The sequence below is a fragment of the Streptomyces sp. NPDC094143 genome (genome assembly GCF_040303825.1).
In the GTDB taxonomy this organism is placed as follows: Bacteria; Actinomycetota; Actinomycetes; order Streptomycetales; family Streptomycetaceae; genus Streptomyces.
Map to the genome: position 1 here is coordinate 154,275 of NZ_JBEOTZ010000006.1, position 14,831 is coordinate 169,105.

13 protein-coding genes are annotated in these 14,831 nt (G+C 72.4%); 6 read left to right on the forward strand and 7 right to left on the reverse strand.

What is annotated here, in order from left to right; translation table 11 throughout:
• Positions 1–10: 10 nt before the first annotated feature.
• The 3 genes from ABTZ58_RS10575 to ABTZ58_RS10585 are packed head-to-tail and all read right to left on the reverse strand — an operon-like array spanning position 11 to position 3,137.
• A complete protein-coding gene (locus tag ABTZ58_RS10575) occupies positions 11–844 on the reverse strand; it encodes a carbohydrate ABC transporter permease (protein WP_351353277.1) in 834 nt (277 codons plus the stop codon).
• Positions 841–1,779: a carbohydrate ABC transporter permease gene (locus tag ABTZ58_RS10580; RefSeq protein ID WP_351353279.1), complete on the reverse strand. Its 939-nt coding sequence runs from the start codon at positions 1,777–1,779 to the stop codon at positions 841–843. Before ABTZ58_RS10580 ends, ABTZ58_RS10575 begins: the two co-directional genes overlap by 4 nt.
• Positions 1,779–3,137, reverse strand: a complete 1,359-nt coding sequence (locus ABTZ58_RS10585) for an extracellular solute-binding protein (protein ID WP_351353282.1) — start codon at positions 3,135–3,137, stop codon at positions 1,779–1,781. The genes ABTZ58_RS10580 and ABTZ58_RS10585 overlap by 1 nt, the downstream gene beginning before the upstream one ends.
• A gap of 250 nt (positions 3,138–3,387) precedes the next feature.
• Between ABTZ58_RS10585 and ABTZ58_RS10590 the strand changes: the two genes are divergently transcribed.
• From ABTZ58_RS10590 to ABTZ58_RS10600, 3 genes are all read left to right on the forward strand, one after another.
• Complete coding sequence (locus tag ABTZ58_RS10590; RefSeq protein ID WP_351353285.1) at positions 3,388–3,999, forward strand: toxin-antitoxin system, toxin component family protein; 612 nt, start codon at positions 3,388–3,390, stop codon at positions 3,997–3,999.
• Positions 3,996–5,225, forward strand: coding sequence for a DUF6545 domain-containing protein (locus tag ABTZ58_RS10595; protein WP_351353288.1), 1,230 nt, complete (start codon positions 3,996–3,998; stop codon positions 5,223–5,225). Before ABTZ58_RS10590 ends, ABTZ58_RS10595 begins: the two co-directional genes overlap by 4 nt.
• 268 nt (positions 5,226–5,493) lie before the next feature.
• Entirely contained in the window at positions 5,494–6,894 is a 1,401-nt protein-coding gene (locus ABTZ58_RS10600) for an FAD-dependent monooxygenase (RefSeq protein ID WP_351353291.1), read from the forward strand.
• A 44-nt stretch (positions 6,895–6,938) separates the two neighbouring features.
• On the opposite strand, the gene ABTZ58_RS10605 is transcribed toward ABTZ58_RS10600, so the two are convergent.
• Entirely contained in the window at positions 6,939–7,787 is an 849-nt protein-coding gene (locus tag ABTZ58_RS10605) for an SMP-30/gluconolactonase/LRE family protein (RefSeq protein WP_351353294.1), read from the reverse strand.
• The gene (locus ABTZ58_RS10610) at positions 7,784–8,557 is read right to left on the reverse strand and encodes an IclR family transcriptional regulator (RefSeq protein WP_351353297.1); all 774 of its coding nucleotides are present in this window, start codon (positions 8,555–8,557) and stop codon (positions 7,784–7,786) included. Before ABTZ58_RS10610 ends, ABTZ58_RS10605 begins: the two co-directional genes overlap by 4 nt.
• A gap of 225 nt (positions 8,558–8,782) precedes the next feature.
• Here ABTZ58_RS10610 and ABTZ58_RS10615 point away from each other — a divergent pair, with 225 nt between their 5' ends.
• Positions 8,783–10,795, forward strand: a complete 2,013-nt coding sequence (locus tag ABTZ58_RS10615) for a TerD family protein (protein ID WP_351353300.1) — start codon at positions 8,783–8,785, stop codon at positions 10,793–10,795.
• A gap of 43 nt (positions 10,796–10,838) precedes the next feature.
• Here the strand turns inward: ABTZ58_RS10615 and ABTZ58_RS10620 are convergent, their stop codons facing one another.
• Together ABTZ58_RS10620 and ABTZ58_RS10625 are read right to left on the reverse strand one after the other, a co-directional pair.
• Positions 10,839–12,083: a PucR family transcriptional regulator gene (locus ABTZ58_RS10620; RefSeq protein ID WP_351353303.1), complete on the reverse strand. Its 1,245-nt coding sequence runs from the start codon at positions 12,081–12,083 to the stop codon at positions 10,839–10,841.
• A gap of 3 nt (positions 12,084–12,086) precedes the next feature.
• Positions 12,087–12,239: a hypothetical protein gene (locus tag ABTZ58_RS10625; RefSeq protein WP_351353306.1), complete on the reverse strand. Its 153-nt coding sequence runs from the start codon at positions 12,237–12,239 to the stop codon at positions 12,087–12,089.
• 214 nt (positions 12,240–12,453) lie between these two features.
• On the opposite strand from ABTZ58_RS10625, the gene pgfA reads away from it, so the two are divergent.
• Together pgfA and ABTZ58_RS10635 are read left to right on the forward strand one after the other, a co-directional pair.
• Positions 12,454–13,449, forward strand: a complete 996-nt coding sequence (gene pgfA, locus ABTZ58_RS10630; RefSeq protein WP_351353308.1) for a cell envelope lipid trafficking protein PgfA — start codon at positions 12,454–12,456, stop codon at positions 13,447–13,449.
• Positions 13,450–13,669: 220 nt separating this feature from the next.
• Positions 13,670–14,821: a glycosyltransferase family 4 protein gene (locus ABTZ58_RS10635; protein WP_351353311.1), complete on the forward strand. Its 1,152-nt coding sequence runs from the start codon at positions 13,670–13,672 to the stop codon at positions 14,819–14,821.
• Positions 14,822–14,831: the final 10 nt, after the last annotated feature.

The window sequence follows — 14,831 nt, forward strand, 5'->3', positions numbered from 1 at the left end:
GCGCGTCGTTCTACTGCCCTGCCAGGCCCGTGTGGGCCACGCCCGCCACGATCTGCCGCTGGAAGAAGACGAAGACGATGATCAGGGGCAGGCCCGCCATCAGGCCGCCGGCCATCAGCTGGGCCCACTGGATGCCGTAGGAGTTCATGACGGTCGCGATGCCGTTCGGCATGGTCATCAGGTCGGGGTTGTTGGTCACCATGTACGGCCAGAGGAAGTTGTTCCAGGAGGCGATGAAGGTGAAGATGCCGACCGCGGCCAGGGAAGGGCGCGAGAGCGGCAGGACGATGGTGAAGAAGACCCGCCAGCGGCCCGCGCCGTCGATGAAGGCGGCCTCCTCCAGTTCGCGCGGGATGCCCTGGAAGAACTTGTAGAGGATGTAGACCATCGCGGCGGGCGCGCACTGCGGCAGGATCATGCCCCAGTAGGTGTCGACCATGCCCATCTGCTGGACGGTCGTGAACAGCGGGACGCCGAGCACCGCCGGCGAGATCATCAGGCCGGCCATCACCAGGCCCAGCAGGGCGTTCCTGCCGCGGAACTCGGTGCGTGCGAAGCCGTATCCGGCCAGGGCGCTGACCAGGAGCACGACCGCGGTCACGCAGACCGATACGACCACGGAGTTCACGAACCAGTCGGTGAGGATGCCGGCCTCGAACAGGGCCTGCCAGGCCTGGCCCGTGGAGTCCTCGGGGAGCCAGTGCGGGGGGACCTCGACGGCCTCGGTCTCCGACTTGAGGGAGGTGAACAGGGCCCAGGCGAAGGGGGCCAGGAAGACGACCGAGACGGCCGTCCCGAGGAGGGTCAGGACGATCTGGGCGGGGCTCCACGCCTTGGTGGTCATCGGGCGCTCTCCTCACGGTTGCGCAGCAGCCACATCCGGGCGAGGGCGACGGCCGCGATGATCACGAAGAAGATGACGGAGATGGCGGAGGCATAGCCCACGCGGTAGCTGGTGAAGCCCTCTTCGAGGGTGAACTGGACGAAGGTCCGGGTCGACTCCTCGGGGCCGGGGCCGAAGTCCTGCATCACCACGGCCTGGTCGAAGACCTGGAGCGAGGCGAGGATCTGCAGGGCGATGACGAGGCCGGTGATGTTGCGCAGCATCGGCAGGGTGATGTGGACCATGCGGTGCCAGGCGTTCGCGCCGTCCAGCCTGGCCGCTTCGTAAAGGTGGCCGGGGATGCCCTGGAGTGCGGCGAGGTAGAGCAGGAAGCTGAAGCCGACGGTCCACCACAGGGTCATGACGACGATGGCGAGCATCGCGTACGACTTGTCGGTCAGCCACGGGGTCTGAAGGCCGAGGACGTGGTTGACCATGCCGGTGCCGGGGTTGAACAGCCACTGCCACAGGTTGCCCGCGACGGTGGACGGCAGCAGGAACGGGGCGAAGAAGCACAGCCGCCACAGCCACTTCCCGCGCTCGATGTGGTGGGCGAGCATCGCGAGGAGGAAGGCGAGGACGGTGATGCAGGGCACGACCAGGGCCGTGAAGTAGGCGCTGTGGCCGAGGGAGTCCCACATCAGGGGGTCCCGCAGGGCCTCGCGGTAGTTGTCGAGGCCGACGAAGCTCGCGCCCTCGCCCGTGATGTTGGCGTCCGTGAAGCTGAGGTAGACGCCCCGCAGGAGCGGCCAGATCACGAACAGGGCGAACAGGGCCAGGAAGGGGGCGACGAACCAGCCGCCGTGCTGGAAGCCCTGCCCGCGGCGGAGGGTGGCGCCCGCGGCGGCGGTGCGGGCGCGGGCGGGTGCGGCGAGGGTCTGGGCGCTGGTCGCCATCACGTGGCCGCACCTCCTTCGGCGGCGGTCCTGCCGTCCATGGGGTTCCTGGTGGCGAGCAGTGCGGTGAGCGCGCTCCTCATGCGGCGGGCGGCGGTCTCCGGCGCGGCGGAACCCGTCGTGGAGGAGACCACGATCGGGCCGACGCGCTGGGCGAGGATGCCGGTGGATCCCGCGAACCACACCTTGGGCTCGTTGGCCTGGTGGTCCATGGCGGAGACGTACTCGCTCTGCGGGTTCAGCTTCCGGTAGGCGGGCGTGGACAGGGTGGGGGTGTACGCGGGGATGTGGCCGCCGGCCGCCCACTGCCGGGCGTGCCGGACGACGTAGGCGGCGAGCCGGTGGGCGGCCTCGTTCGGGGCGCCGCCGCGGCCGGACTGGTGCGGCAGGACGAAGGCGTGGGACTCGGCGTGGGTGGCCGGCCTGCCGAAGACGGGCGGCAGCGGGGTCGCGCCGTAGTCGAGCTTCGCCCCCGAGAAGACCGGCACCGACCAGTTGCCCTCCCAGACGAAGGGCGAGCCGTTGAGGAACTGCTCGGCGCCGGCGCCGCCCCCGAAGCCCGGGTCGGCGTATCCGTCGGTGACGTGCCGGCGCAGGAACTCCAGGACCTGCACGGCCTTGCCGGTGTCGAAGGTGACCTCGGTGTTGGCGGCGTCGAACCAGGTGCCGCCGAGCTGGGTGTAGAAGGCGACGAAGAACCACCACTGGAAGTTCTGGTCGTTGTGCCAGAAGCCGATGGTCTGCAGCCCTTTCCTGGTGGCCTTCCTGGCCTCCTTGAGGACGCCGAACCACTCGTCGGTGGAGGTGACCGGCACGATCCGGCCGTCGGCGCCGAGCAGGCCCGCCTTCTTCAGCACGTCCTTGCGGTAGAAGCAGAGCTGGACGTGGATGTCGAGCGGGAGGGCGTAGAGCCTGCCGTCGACGACGGCCCGTTTCCACAGGTCGGGGTTGAAGTCCTGTTCCCGCACGCCGTACTCGGCGAGCAGGCCGGTGTCCCAGGGGTCTAGGAGGCGGCCGGGCGCGAAGCCTGGCACTCGGCCCAGGTGCATGACGCCGAGCTCGGGGGCGCGGTTGCCCGCGGCCGCCATGGCGAGTTTGGTGTAGAAGGGGTTGCCCCACTGGAGGGTGGAGTCCTTCACCGCGATGTCGGGGTCGGCCCGGCGGAAGGCGTCCAGCATCGCGATCATGTTGGCGCCGTCGCCGCCGCTGAAGAGGTTCCAGTACCGCACGCGTGTGTGCGCGTCGGAGGCGAGTGCGTCGGCTCCGGTGCCGAGTGCGGCGAAGCCGAAGCTGCCGGCGACGGAGAGTCCGCCGAGCGCGCCGAGTAGCTGCCTGCGATTCAGGCCAGGTCGTCCCATGCCCTGCCCTTACGATCGGTGTCCACGGTCCGTTCGGTATTTCGAAAGTTGCTCGCTACTTCGAACGGGACCGTAAGTTCGCAGCGCCCCCGCGTCAATGGTCCGGTCACACATTGGGGGTGACTCCGTGAGCACGAACGGTCGTTCTCCGCTGCACATCGGACGCCGGATCGCATGACGCGCACACTTTCGGGCGCGTAGTCTCGGACGGGCTGCCGAAGCCGTCGGCCGGTGGTGAGAAGGGGGAGCGATGGACATCGCGGGCGCGCGGACGATGGCCGCCCGAGTCAGCGCCGCGCTCGGGCGCTCGCGCCGTGGCGCGGCCATGCGCGGCCTGGCCGCCGACCTCACCGCCGCAGTCCGCGCCAGACCCCAGGCGCCCGGCGACGTACGGTCGTTGTGCCGGGCGCTGTGCGAGGAGATGAGCGCGCGGCGCGACGGGCGGCCCGTGGAGCTGCGCTTCGAGCGCTTCCCGGACGAGATCGAAGTGACCGGCCTGTGGGTGGAGTTCCAGGACTTCGACCTGGTCATCGTGGAGGAACGGGCCGAGGCGGTACAGCAGTTGGTCATCCTCGGACACGAGTTGTGGCATCTGCACGCGGGGCACGGGCATCACCACGGGGCGGGTGCGGCGGCGGCCCACGCGTTCGCCGACCGGCCGGGGTGGGACGACATCGCGCTGGCGGTGGCCGCCCGCGACGGCTCCCGGGAGCGGGACGAGGCCGACGCCGACGCCTTCGGGCACCGGCTGGCGGCCGGGTGCCGGGCACTGCTGCCGGGTGGGCGCGGACCCGACGTGCCCCTCGAACCCGTGCAGCGGTCGCTGTACTACCGGGGGCCGCGAGGAGGTGCGGCGCCGTGAGCACGGTGGCGCTGACCCCGGTCGAGTTCGTCAACCAGTTCTATCCGAACTTCTGGTGGATCCCCGCGGGGGTCCTGGCCGCCGCCCTGGCCATCAAGCTGCCGAGCATCATCCGGCTCTGGCAGGACCCGATGCTGCGCGCGGTCGGCGGGCTGCTGCTGCTCGCCTGCGCGGTGTTCGTCTTCGTGGCGCCGTCGACGATCGCCCGGGTCAACCGGCTCACCGGGGTGGCGAACTTCTCCGGACCCTGGGTCTACTCGCTGCTCACCGCGTTCTGCGCCTTCTGCCTGCTGCTGATCATCGCCTGGCGCAACGGCCTGTCCGACCGCTCGGCGCGCACCCGGCGCGCGATGCGCGGGGTCGTGGCGGTCTACTCGGGTGTGATCGTCGCGATGTGGGTGCTCTTCGCGCTCGCGGACGTGCCGGAAGAGCGCCTGCGGGATCTCGACACGTACTACGCGAACACCCCGTACATGCGCGAAGTGATCGTGCTCTACCTGCTCGCGCACACCGCGGCGGCCCTGGTCACCAATGGGCTGATCTGGAACTGGGTCCGCACGGACGGGCTGGACTCGCTGCTGCGCTGGGGGCTGAAGTTCCTCGGCTTCGGCTACGCGGCGCAGTTGCTCTTCGACGCCGCCAAGATCAGCGCCGTGGTGGCCCGTTGGTCCGGGCGGAACGTGGACTGGCTGAGCACGGCCGTCGCCCCGCCGTTCGCCTGTCTGTCCGCCGTGCTCATCGCGATCGGCTTCATCCTCCCGCACGCCGGGCAGTACCTGCACGGCCGCTGGCACGTCCGGCTCGCCCACCACGAACTGCGGCCGCTCTACCTGCTGATGAGGACCGTCAACGGCGACGGGGTGCCGTTCCTGCTGCGGGCCACGCCGGAGCTGCGGCTGGTCCGCCGGGAGACGTTCATCCGCGACGTGCTGCTGCCGCTCGCCCGGCACATCGACGAGGACCGGCGCGAGCGGTTCCACGACGCCGCCCGCGCCCTCGGCCACCCGCCCGACCGGGCCAAGGTGCTCGCCGCCACCGCGGCGATCCTGGACGCGGCCGAGGCCCGGAACCGGGCCCGGGAGGACGACGGCACCGGCGCCCGCGACACCACGGAGCTGCTGCGCGAGATCGGCGCCGTGTCCCGGGCCCTGCGCCGCACGGAGGACCTCCGCGCGATCCGCGCCCTGGCGCGTGACCACACGGAGGGCAGGTCGCTCACCGGCTGACCCGCCCCCCGGGCCGTCCCGGCGGCCGCGCGTCGCGTGCCCGGCCGGATGCGCGGACGGGGTCCGTACGCGGGGCCCGTACGCGGGGCCCGTACGCGGGGGCCGCGCGCACGGTGCGTGAAGGTACGGTGAGAGCCGTCCGGGACGAGGCCCGCATGGCTCGAAAGCCGGTGCCGGCGAACGGTGTTGTGCGCCGCACGGCCGTGGCCGGACGTCGGGGAATGCCCGCGGGGCGAAGGAGCCGTCATGGCTGAGTGCGAGGAGTCGCATGTCGCGTAGAGCTGTCGTCATCGGTGCGGGGCTGGCCGGCATGCTGGCCGCGGCGGCGCTGTCCGCCGTCGCGGACGAGGTGGTCGTGCTCGACCGCGACGATCTGCCCGAGGGGCCGGAGCACCGCAAGGGCCTGCCGCAGGGACGTCACGCGCATCTCCTCATGGCCGGCGGACTCGCCCCCATGGAGGACCTGGTGCCGGGCGTGAGCATGCGCAAGCACCTGCTCGCCGCCGGTGCGCACGAGATACCGCTCGGCTCGGGCATGGTCGCCCTCACGCCCGAGGGCTGGCTGAGGCGCTGGCGCCACCCCGGCCCGCGGATGCTGACCTGCACCCGGGCCCTGCTCGACTGGGCGGTGCGGGGCGCCGTACTGGACAGCACCGGGGTGGTGATCCGCAAGGCCCGGGTGCTGGAGCTGACGGGGTCGCGGCAGCGGGTGACCGGGGTCCGCATCTCGGCCGAGGCCGGGGAGGAGGAACTCGCCGCCGACTTCGTGGTGGACGCGAGCGGACGCGGCTCGCGGATCGTGACCTGGCTGGCGGGGCTGGGCGTCGACGACGTGCGCGAGAAGACGGTGGACGCCGGCCTGGTCAACGCCACCCGTCTCTACCGCACTCCCGAGGGCGCCGGACGCTTCCCGCTGACCATGGTGCAGGCCGATCCGTACCAGGGGCGGCCCGGCCGCAGCGGCATGGTGCTGCCGATCGAGGGCGACCGCTGGATGGTCAGCCTCGCCGGCACCCGGGGCGGCGGCGAACCGCCGTCCGACCCGGACGCGTTCCTGCGGTACACCCTGGACCTGCCCGACCCCATCGTGGGCCGGCTGATCTCCGGCGCGCAGCCGCTCACCGAGGTCCACGTCAGCCGCAGCACCAGCAACCACCGGCGTTACCTGGAGAAGACGCGCTCCTGGCCCGAGCGCCTCGTCGTCCTCGGTGACGCGCTGGCCACGTTCAACCCCGCCTACGGACAGGGCATGTCGGTGGCCGCGCTGGGCGCCCGGGAGCTGGACCGCGAGCTGCGGCGGTCCGGCCTCGACGCGCCCGGGCTCGCCCGGCGGGTGCAACGGCGGGCGGCGCGGCCGGTCCAGTCCGCGTGGACGATGGCGGTGAGCCAGGACGTCTGGTACCCCGGGACGCGCGGGGGCTCCCCCGGGGTCGCCGACCGTCTGGTCACGGCCTACACCCGCCGCATGATCCGCACGGCGACCGGCTCGTACCCGGCGGCGTCCGCACTCTGGGACGTGATGAGCATGACGACGGGGCCCACGCGGCTGCTGCGGCCCTCGACGGTGCTGGCGACGCTGAGCGGGCCGCCGTTGCCGGCGGCGGTGGGGGCGCCGCTGACGGAGGACGAGCGGGCCATCCTGCGACGGCTGGACCGGACGGGAGGCTGAGGCGGGGGCGGTCCGGTCCGCGCTCCCGGCCGCCCCGCCCCTCGTCAGCCGGCGAACGCGGGCTGCGCCACTCCCTTGCCCGCCCCGGGCACCACGAACAGCGATCCCGCCAGGGCGGGCGGCTCGGTCAGCCCCGTGCGGGCCGTGGTGATGTACAGGTCGGTCAGCCCGTCCCCGCCGAAGGCGCAGGCCGTCACCAGGGGCACCGGCAGCTCGATCACCCGGTCCAGCCGGCCGTCGGGCGTGTACCGCCGCACCGCCGCGCCCTCCCACAGGGCCACCCACACGCACCCGTCGGCGTCCACGGTCAGCCCGTCGGGGAAACCGGCGCCCTCCTCGATCTCGGCGAGGGTGCGCCGGCCGGACACCCGCCCGTCGGCGTGGTCGAAGACGTCGACGCGCCGGGTGGGGGTGTCGATGTAGTACATGAGCCGCCCGTCGGGGCTCCACCCGGTGCCGTTGCTGACGGTCACGTCGTCGAGCACGACCTCGGCCGATCCGTCCCCGGTGACGCGGGACAGCGTCGCGCCTCCCGGCGCCTCGTCGTAGCGCATGGTGCCGGCCCACAGCGCGCCGTCGGGGGCGACCGCGGCGTCGTTGGCGCGGCGGCCCGGCACCGGCTCGCGGCGCAGCCAGCGGAAGCCGCCGTCGGGGTCGAGGAGCCCGACCCCGTCGCGCAGGTTGAGCACCAGACCGCCTCCGGCGCGCGGTTTGACGGCGCCGATGTGCTGTTCCGTGCGGCGGACGGTCCGCCGTCCGGTGGCCGGGTCGTAGGTGTGCAGACGCGAGCCGAGGATGTCGATCCACAGCAGCCGGCCGGCCGCCGCGTCCCAGGTCGGGCCCTCGCCCAGCTCGGCCTCGGCGCGCACGGCGACCTCGTACGGCGTCGTCATGCCACGCTCCGGTGACCGAGGTGCTCGGACAGCTCGGCGGCGCCCTTCGCGGCGAGCTGCTCCAGCTCGGCCCGGCGCTCCTCGCTCCAGCGGATCATGGGCACGGAGATCGACAGGGCGGCGACGACCTGCCCGGTGCGGTCGCGCACCGGAGCGGCCACGCAGCTGACGTCCGGGTTGGACTCGCGGCTCTCCACGGCGAGGCCCCGCTCACGGATCTCGGCCAGGGCCTCGCGCAGGGCGGCCGGGTCGGTGATGCTGTTGGGGGTCATCGCGACCAGCTCGGCGCCGTCGGGGATCCGCGCGGCGAGCTCGTGCTCGGGAAGGGAGGCCAGCAGCATCTTGCCGACGGAGGTGCAGTGCGCGGGGAGCCGGCGGCCGGCGGCGGACACCATCCGCACGGCGTGCGTGGAGTCGACCTTGGCGATGTAGATGACGTCCGTGTCCTCCAGGATCGCCACGTGCACGGTCTCGTCGCAGGTCTCGGCGACGGACCGGGCGACCTGCTGGCCCTCGGCGGCGAGGTCGAGCTGCTCGGCGTAGCGGGCGCCGAGCTGGTACGGGCGCACGCCGAGCCGGTAGCGTCCCGGCTGGCCGGGTACCGGGACGATGTACTTCCGGGCGGCGAGCGTGGTCACCAGCTCGTGCACGGTGGTGCGCGGCAGCTGCAGCCTGCGCACGATGTCGGGGGCGGAGAGCGTCCCGTCCCCGTCGAGAAAGAGCTCGAGAATGTCGAGAGCCCGGGTCACGGCTGGTACGAGTCGTCCCACGACCGGCCCCCTCCCTAATGTGTTCTCAGCGCCCGCGTTCGAGATTTCAACAGGCGATCGGCATGACGAACACAGGCTAGCCATAGAGGTATGCCCGGGCAATGGGCAGGCCCGCAGCGGGCGGAAACCGACGAGCACCCCACGAGCACGTTGCGTGCACATTAAAGTGCCGATGTGCGGCACGTCACAGGTGCCGCAGAGGTGGGGGATTCTTCTGTGCGTGACATGACCATGGGATCGAACGTGTCCCTGTCGGCCCTGAGCGAGCACGTCGGCTCCGCGATCGTGAGCCTGGGCTGGTCCAGCCCGAGCGGGGAGGGCGACGCCGACGTGTCCGTCCTGCTGCTGGACGGCAACGGCAAGGTGCGCAGCGACGCCGACTTCTACTTCTACAACAACCCGGTGGCCGCCGACGGCAGCGTGCAACTGCTCGGCAAGGAGCCCACCCGCGACGGCAGCGAGGACCGGATCAGCTTCGACCTGACCGCGGTCCCGGCCGAGGTGGAGCGGATCGTCGTGGCCGCCAGCCGCTACGAGGGCGCGCGCTTCGGCGAACTGCACGACGTGCGCGTGACGCTGGCCGACGCGGTGGGCGAGAACCTCCTCCGGTTCGTCATCGAGGACCCCGGCCAGGTGAGCGCCATCATCTTCGGTGAGCTGTACCGGCGGGGCGAGGAATGGAAGTTCCGGGCGGTCGGACAGGGCTACGAGAGCGGCCTGGCGGGACTGGCGACGGACTTCGGCGTCGACATCGAGGACGACGAGGCGGAATCCGCGACGCCGGTCGCGGAGGAACCCGCCGCGGCCCCCGCCTCCGGCGCCCCGCCGCGGGCGACGCTGGAGGCTGTCCCGGCACCGCGTCCGCCGGCGGACGAGGAGGCCGCTCCGAAGAAGCGGACGGCCCGGCCCCGGACCGCTAAGAAGAAGGCCACCCCGCCCGGGGCGCCCGTGAAGAGCCTGGCGGAGAACGACTCCTGGAAGCAGGCCCGGCTCTTTCCGGTCTCGACGCTCAAGAGCGACCGGGACCGGGAGACGCGCGCCACCTCGGTGCTGTTGTCGGTGATGGCCCAGGTGCCCCGGTTCGGCCGGCGCATCACCGCCCCGTTCGGTGCGCCGTCCGGCCGGATGGAGACCTTCACCGAGGTCTCCCTGCCGCACGGGGACACACCCCGGCGCCCCGACGGGGTCATCCGCGTCGAGCGCGCCGGGAAGCTGTGGACGGCGCTCGTCGAGACCAAGACCAACGGCAACCCGCTGAAGTCCGACCAGGTGCAGGCCTACATGGACATCGCCGCCCGGCGGGGCTACGAGGCCGTGATCACCCTGTCGAACGACGTGGCGCTGGAAGGCAGCCCGCTGGTCGACGTCAAGATCGACCGGCGGCGCAAGCACCAGGTGGCGCTCTGGCACCTGTCCTGGGCCGAGGTGGCCCACCAGGCGCAGATGCTGATCCGCCACGAGGGCGTCGGCAACGCGGCACGCACCTGGCTCCTCCAGGACCTGCTCCACTACCTCCAGCACGACAACTCCGGCTGCCACGGCTTCCAGAACATGGGCGCCGCCTGGGTGCCGGTGCGCAACGGCATCAGCGACGAGACCCTCTGCCAGGGAGACCCGCGAGCCCTGGAGGTCGTCGAGAGCTGGGAGCGGCTCATCCGCCAGGTGTGCCTGCGGCTCGGCGGCGAACTCGGGCAGAAGGTGCTGCCCGCCCAGCGCACCAGGCGCGGCACCGACCCCGGGGCCCGCCGCGCCCGCCTGGCGGACCGGTTGTGCGAGGAGGGCAGGCTCCAGGCGGAGCTGCGGGTCGAGGGCGCGCCCGGCCTGCTCGGCGTCACCGCGGACCTGCGCACCGCCAAGCTGCGGACGTCCGTGGAGATCCCGGCTCCGGAGCAGGGCTATCCCCTGACCTGGGCCAAGCGTCTGATTCGCCGTCTCGCCGACGCTCCGGCGGATCTGCACGTCGAGACGCTGGTGGAGGGCGGGACGGGCGGTCCGCGGGGCACGTTGGAGCGGCTGCGCCCGGAACCGGCCGATCTGCTCCCGAAGGACGGCGCCACGCGCATCACCGGCTTCCGCCTGTCGTTGTTCAAGGGCATGGGCAGCGGCCGGGGCAGCGCGGAGTCCGGCTTCATCCGCAGCGTCGACGACGCCGTGCACCGCTTCTACACGTCGGTGGTGGTCCACCTGGACGCTCCGGTGTCCGGGCGGGCCGCGGTGAAGGAACGCGCCACGGTGTGACGGTGCGGCGGCGGTGGGCTCCCGCCGAGTGCACCGGCCCGCCTCACCGCCGCCCCCGCACCACCCCCAGCTCCCCCCGCAACCGCTGCGCCCGCAGGACCAGTTCCAGTTCGAAGCGGCGGTCCGGGTCGTCTATCTCGTCGCCCCACAGTTCGCGGATCTGGCGCAGGCGGTAGCGGACCGTCTGGGGGTGGACGCCCAGGCGGGCGGCGACCTCGGGGGCGCCGCCGCGGGTTTCCAGCCAGGCCAGGAGGGTCTCGGCGAGGCGGCGGCCGTGGGTGGGGCCGCAGTGGGTCAGGGGGGCCAGACAGCGCAGGGCCAGGTCGTCGATCAGTTCCTCGGGCTGGAGGAGGACCAGGGCCTCGGTGTGCTCGGTGCAGTGCAGGACCTCGCCGCCGGGCAGGAGGTCGCGTTCCATGAGGCGGACCGCCGCCTCCGCCCAGCGCAGCGACTTCGCCGCGTCGGCCAGCGGGACGGGCGGGCCGATCGCGCCGGACCAGCCGGTCAGGGCCCGGTGCAGCAGCTCGTGGCGGCCGGCCGCGTCCGGTTCGGGAACGACCATGCGGGGCTGTTCGTACTCCATGTCGAGCAGGACGCCCTGGCCGACGGCCGGCGCCATCGCCTCGCGCGCCGGGCGCAGCAGGACGCCGACGGCGACCTTCTCCGGCAGCGGCCAGCCGATGCGGGCGGCGCGTTCGGTGAAGGCCTCGGTGGGGTCGCCGCGGTGGTGCTCGGCCAGCAGGAGTTCCATCAGGCGGCGCTGCAGGCGCAGGCGTTCACCGGCCTGGCGGGCCGCCGCCTCGGCGTAGCCGCGCACGGACTGGTCGACCAGGCCGTCCAGGTACTCGTAGCCCGCGTCGACGAGTTCGTACATCGCCGGGGGCGGGATCTCCACGCGCTGGCCGATGTCGGCGAAGCGGCGCCAGGCCAGGCGTACGCCCATGCGGTAGATGGCCTGGAGGGAGTCGAGGGAGCGGCCGTTGAGGCCCTCGCCGCGGCCGAAGTCCTGGAAGACGCCGGGCGGGACGGTCGGGCGCCCCTCCGAGTTCTCCAGGTGCTGCACGAAGACCTCGATGGCGCGGCGGATGCCGACCAGGGCCATCGGCTCGCCGGAGTCGTCGAGGACCACGGGCAGGTGCGGGTACTCGCGCTGGATCTCGCGGAGGATCTCCTCGGCGAGCTCGGGGGCCTCGGCCATGGCGATGGCGGCGAACCGGCGCACCTGGAAGCGCGGTACGTCGTGCCAGGCCGAGCGGGTGGTGACGGTTCCGGTGCGGGCGGCCGTCATCCGTCAACTCCCCTGACCGGCCTGCTCGTAGGTGATCAGGGGCGTGTTCGGCTGGTCGGGTGTGGCTTCGAGCAGCGCGACCACGCCGAGCGCGGCCCCCAGGGCGAGGGCGGCGGCGAGCGCTACGGTCAGCGCGGCAGCGAGCAGTCTGGACATCGCAGGGTCAGCCTCTCTGTCCGGATTCGTCCGGAGATGGTCCGGAGGTTGCCCCACCTCGGCACCCCGTCCCTGCCTGTCGCGCCCAGTCTCGACAAGCATTGACACCCCGTCAAGAGCCGCCTACGGTTCCCGGCCCGGCCGCACGCGCGCATTCCGCCGCCGTGCCGGTCCTCTCGTACGTCGAGCCGCCCCAAGCCACTGGAGTGCCCGGATGCGCCGTACAACCTCTCCCTTTTCCCTGGTCCTGCTGGGTCTCGGTACGTTCTTGCTGGTGCTGGCGCCCCTGCTCGCCTGGTACGTGCAGCCGCGGGCCGCGGTGAACCCGATCGACATCGACACGACCGCCGTCTACACCGGCCGCGGCAGCGTCTTCGACACTAACCGGATCGAGACGGTGCCCGACCGCAGGATCACCGTCACCCAGCGGGTCCGGGGCAACGTCGAGGACAGCGAACGCAGCGGCAACGCCGTCTGGGACGTGACGACCACGGTCGACACCGACAAGTCGCTGCCGGCGGCCGATCCGCACGACGCGCTGGACTTCGTGCCGCACCGCTGGGTGATGGACCGGCAGACCACCCGGCCGGTGCACTGCTGCGGCGAGAAGCCCCACATCGAGGGCGAGGCGTACCTGAAGTTCCCCTTCGACGTGCAGAAACGCTCCTACCAGTGGTGGGACAACACCCTCGGCGACACGGTCGTGCTGCGCTACCGGGGCACCGACAAGGTGCAGGGCTACACCGGCTACAAGTTCACCGGCTCGGTGCCGCCGACCCGCACGGGCACGCGGATGGTGCCCGGCACCCTCGTCGGCCAGCCGGACCGGCCCCAGGTGCTGGCCGAGGAGTGGTACGCCAACCACGGCTTCGTGCTGATCGTCGACCAGGCCACGGGCCGGGTGCTGTACGCGCAGACCGGGCCGAAGCGGACCCTGCGGGCGCCGGGCGCGAAGAAGGACGCGGCGGTGCTGCTGGACAGCGAGAAGGTCGCCTTCACGACCGCGACGCAGAAGGAGGCGGTGCGGCAGGCGGAGAACGACAGCGGCCGGCTGCGGCTCGTCGGGACGACCCTGCCGGCCGGCGCGGGGATCGCCGGACTGGTACTCGCCGTGGCGGGCGGCGTTCTGGTGGCCCGTGGGCGGAAGGAGCCGGAGCAGCCCACTCCGTCCGATAAGCCGGGTACGCCCCAGCCGACCCTCACGATGTGATGTGACGTCAGCTCTGACAAAGCCAGAAATTGTCACGTCGGTGAGTAGCCGTGGAGAAGGTCCGGGCGAAAACTGTCCAACCCCACCCGAGCACACCCCGTCCACACTCCCCTCCCAGGAAGAACTCAGGCCCCCCACAGGCCGACCCTCCCTCCCCGACGACCCCACCCCCACGTTCTCCCCCACCGGGTTCCGCACCCCGAGACGAGTTGGAGCACCCATGCCCCAGCACGTACCGTCCACGCTGCGCACCGCGTCCTCCAACGCGCCGCAGCACCTTCCGGCGCTCCCCCCACATCCGCGCCGGATCGTGTTCCTCGCCCATCGTGATCTGGACAATCCCTCCGCCGGCGGCTCCGAGCTGCTGGTCGACAGACTCGCCGACGGACTGAGCCGGCTGGGTCACCAGGTGACCCTGCTGTGCGGCGGCCCCGCGTCCTTCCGCGACTACCGGGTCGTGTCGGCGGGCGGCCCGTACGGGCACTACCTGCGCGCCCGGTCCGCCTTCGCCCGCCAGGTCGGCGACTGCGATCTGCTGGTCGAGGTGTGCAACGGCATGCCGTACCTGGCGCCGCTGTGGCACCGGGGACCGACCCTGTGCCTGGTCAACCACGTCCACACGGACCTGTGGAGGATGCGCTTCGGCGGCCCGCTGGCCCCGGCGGCGCGGATCGGCCGGAGACTCGAACACTGGGCGCTGACCGGTGCGCAGCAGCGCAACCTGCTGGTCGCCGTGTCGTCCTCGACCGCCCACGCCCTGCGCGCGATCGGCGTCGAGCGGGAGCGGATCCGGGTCGTGCACAACGGCGTCGAGGAGCCCGGGCCGCGCGCCGAGCGCTCGCCCGAGCCGCTGTTCGTCGCCGTCGGGCGGCTCGTCGAGTACAAGCGCATCGATCTGCTGCTGCGGTTGTGGGAGCGGGTCCGGCCGGTGACCGGCGGGCGGTTGGTGATCGCCGGGGACGGGCCGGAGCGCGAGCGGCTGGAACGGCTGGCCGGACCCGGTGTGGAATTCGCCGGGTACGTCTCGGAAGCCGAGAAGCACCGGTTGCTGTGTGCGGCCTGGCTGTTGCTGCACCCTTCCGCGGTGGAGGGGTGGGGGCTGGTCGTGACGGAGGCGGCGGCCCGGGAGACACCGAGCGTGGCCTTCGACGTGCCCGGGCTCAAGGACTCCGTCGTCGACGGTGAGACCGGGGTCCTCGCCCGGGGCGAGTCGTCGTTCGCCGCGGCCTGGTGCGCGCTGGCGCTGTCGGCGGAGCGGCGCGAGCTGATGGGCAAGGCGGCCCGGGAGCGGGCCGCGCAGTTCCGGTGGGACCGGACCGTGCGGCAGTTCCGGGTGGTGGCCGCGGAGGCGGTGAGGGGCTGGGGGCCGTGACCTCGCCCCT

Coding starts and splice junctions, on each gene's coding strand:
- ABTZ58_RS10575 (WP_351353277.1), bottom strand. CDS start 844: ATGACCACCAAGGCGTGGAGCCCCGCCCAGATCGTCCTGACCCTCCTC.
- ABTZ58_RS10580 (WP_351353279.1), bottom strand. CDS start 1,779: ATGGCGACCAGCGCCCAGACCCTCGCCGCACCCGCCCGCGCCCGCACC.
- ABTZ58_RS10585 (WP_351353282.1), bottom strand. CDS start 3,137: ATGGGACGACCTGGCCTGAATCGCAGGCAGCTACTCGGCGCGCTCGGC.
- ABTZ58_RS10590 (WP_351353285.1), top strand. CDS start 3,388: ATGGACATCGCGGGCGCGCGGACGATGGCCGCCCGAGTCAGCGCCGCG.
- ABTZ58_RS10600 (WP_351353291.1), top strand. CDS start 5,494: ATGTCGCGTAGAGCTGTCGTCATCGGTGCGGGGCTGGCCGGCATGCTG.
- ABTZ58_RS10605 (WP_351353294.1), bottom strand. CDS start 7,787: ATGACGACGCCGTACGAGGTCGCCGTGCGCGCCGAGGCCGAGCTGGGC.
- ABTZ58_RS10615 (WP_351353300.1), top strand. CDS start 8,783: ATGACCATGGGATCGAACGTGTCCCTGTCGGCCCTGAGCGAGCACGTC.
- ABTZ58_RS10620 (WP_351353303.1), bottom strand. CDS start 12,083: ATGACGGCCGCCCGCACCGGAACCGTCACCACCCGCTCGGCCTGGCAC.
- ABTZ58_RS10625 (WP_351353306.1), bottom strand. CDS start 12,239: ATGTCCAGACTGCTCGCTGCCGCGCTGACCGTAGCGCTCGCCGCCGCC.
- pgfA (WP_351353308.1), top strand. CDS start 12,454: ATGCGCCGTACAACCTCTCCCTTTTCCCTGGTCCTGCTGGGTCTCGGT.
- ABTZ58_RS10635 (WP_351353311.1), top strand. CDS start 13,670: ATGCCCCAGCACGTACCGTCCACGCTGCGCACCGCGTCCTCCAACGCG.